The following is a 686-nucleotide window of genomic DNA, read 5'->3' as shown; positions in this document are numbered from 1 at the left end:
ACTACGTCGGGCATCTTCCCGCCAACGTCGCGTTCGATGAAATCGCCCCCATTCTCTGCGCCGGCGTCACAGTCTATAAAGGCATTCGCGTCACCGACACGCGTCCGGGTCAATGGCTCGCGATCTCGGGTATCGGTGGGCTCGGACATGTCGCTGTGCAGTACGCAATCGCGATGGGATTGCACGTTGTTGCCGTCGACATTTCCGACACCAAACTCGAACTTGCACGCAAACTGGGCGCCACGCTCGCAGTCAATGCGAACACCACCGACCCGGCGGACTTCATTCAGAAGGAAATCGGCGGCGCGCATGGCGTGCTGGTCACCGCAGTTTCGCGCACCGCATTTGCGCAGGCTCTCGGTATGGTCCGCCGCGGCGGAACGATCTCCCTTAACGGTTTGCCGCCAGGCGACTTTCCGCTGCCGATCTTTTCGACGGTTCTCAACGGCATTACGGTGCGCGGCTCCATCGTCGGCACGCGGCGGGATCTACAGGAATCGCTCGACTTTGCGGCACAAGGCAGCGTTCGAGCCCACGTTCATCGCGACCGGCTGGAGAACATCAACGCTGTATTCGGCGCACTTCGCGAAGGGACAGTGGATGGACGGATCGTGATGGAACTCGATTGATGCATCAGGGTGGCCCGCCGGCCAGACCGCGGGCCCCCCAGATCATGCAGCCTGGCC

Annotated in this window: 1 protein-coding gene; it reads left to right on the top strand. The window is 62.0% G+C overall.

Features of this window, described 5'->3' with window-relative positions; translation table 11 throughout:
- Positions 1 to 629: zinc-binding dehydrogenase (locus BN2476_RS45195; RefSeq protein ID WP_143811275.1), on the top strand; the 629-nt coding region annotated here is incomplete at its 5' end.
- Positions 630 to 686: the final 57 nt, after the last annotated feature.

This window comes from Paraburkholderia piptadeniae (assembly GCF_900007165.1).
In the GTDB taxonomy this organism is placed as follows: domain Bacteria; phylum Pseudomonadota; class Gammaproteobacteria; order Burkholderiales; family Burkholderiaceae; genus Paraburkholderia; species Paraburkholderia piptadeniae.
The sequence above is the reverse complement of the archived record's forward strand: the minus strand, read 5'-3'. Positions and strand labels throughout refer to the sequence as shown.